Source organism: Mesorhizobium sp. M5C.F.Ca.IN.020.29.1.1, from assembly GCF_003997375.1.
Classification (GTDB): Bacteria; Pseudomonadota; Alphaproteobacteria; order Rhizobiales; family Rhizobiaceae; genus Mesorhizobium; species Mesorhizobium wenxiniae.
Map to the genome: position 1 here is coordinate 1 of NZ_RZSW01000940.1, position 1,442 is coordinate 1,442.

Sequence of the window (1,442 nt, forward strand, 5' to 3'; positions counted from 1 at the left end):
GGCCAGATGATGCCGTTGTCGTCGTGGCTGGCCTCGATGATCGCCGCGACCAGCCGCGTCGGGCCGATGCCGTAGGAACCCCCGGAGGCAAAATGATCCTTGCCGTCGCGCCCTGTCACCTTGGCGCCCATCGGCTTCGAATATTTGTCGCCGAAATGGAAGATGTGGCCGACCTCGATGCCGCGCGCCGAGACCCGGTCGCTTGTCGCAACCTTCTCCCACGCGGCCTCGTCGTGCATCTCGTCGGTCGCGGCATAGGGCGTCGTCCATGTCTTGACGATCTGGCCGATCTCGGCATCGTTGGAGAAGTCCGTGTCCGCACCCGGCACATCAAGCGCGAGATAGTTGCGATGGCAATAAACCTGGCTCTCGCCGGTGTCGGCCAGGATGATGAATTCGTGGCTGAGGTCGCCGCCGATCGGCCCGGTGTCGGCACGCATCGGGATTGCCTGCAGCCCCATGCGCGTGAACGTCCTGAGATAGGACACGAACATCCTGTTGTAGGCCGCCTTGGCGCCTTCGAAGTCGAGATCGAAGGAATAGGCGTCCTTCATCAGAAACTCGCGCGAGCGCATGACGCCGAAGCGCGGCCGCACCTCGTCGCGGAATTTCCACTGGATGTGATAGAGATTGAGCGGCAGATCCTTATAGGACTTCACGTAGGCGCGGAAAATCTCGGTGACCACCTCCTCGTTGGTCGGACCGTAGAGCATGTCCCGGTCTTGCCGGTCCTTGATGCGCAACATCTCCTTGCCATAGTCGTCATAGCGACCGCTTTCGCGCCACAGCTCGGCGAACTGGATGGTCGGCATCAGGATCTCGAGCGCGCCGGCCCGGTCCTGCTCCTCGCGAATGATCCGGCAGACCTTGTCCAGCACCCTTTTGCCGAGCGGCAGCCAGGAAAAACTGCCTTGCCCCTGCTGGCGGATCATGCCGGCGCGTAGCATCAGCCGGTGCGAGACGATTTCGGCCTCGCGCGGATTTTCTTTAAGGATAGGCAGGAAATAGCGCGACAAACGCATGGACTGGTCCGTAAGAGAGAGGATTGCCGCACCGGAATCGGCGCAGCGCAGGCTTGCCTGCCCCGGCTTCATAGCCATTTCATGACGGAATGGAAACCCGCCCATCGGGTGTCGCAAAGGGCGCCGCAGTGCCGCATCCGCCTTGCTGGTCGTTTCGCAAGCAACGCCTGCCACACTATTGTGCACTGCAGCACGAGATTGCTTATTTCCAGGCAAAATTCTGCGTGACATTTTCACCCGCCTTGGTCTAATGTGCCCCGATAACCGAGAGGGCGGAAAGAAATCTGCCCTCCTACGCGGTCAAAGTCTTGGGAGGATGCGATCTAGGCGCGGTTACTCGCTGCCGCCGGACACCGGAAACAGATCGGACGCGTTTAAATTGCAAGGCCTCGTGCCTTGCATTTTTTTTGTGCAATCATC

At 60.3% G+C, this 1,442-nt stretch carries 1 protein-coding gene; it reads right to left on the reverse strand.

Translation table 11 applies throughout. The features are described 5' to 3' along the window. On the reverse strand, nt 1-1,022 hold a 1,022-nt coding region (gene proS / locus EOA85_RS35180; protein WP_127212721.1), incomplete at its 3' end, for a proline--tRNA ligase. Between the last annotated feature and the right edge of the window lie 420 nt (nt 1,023-1,442).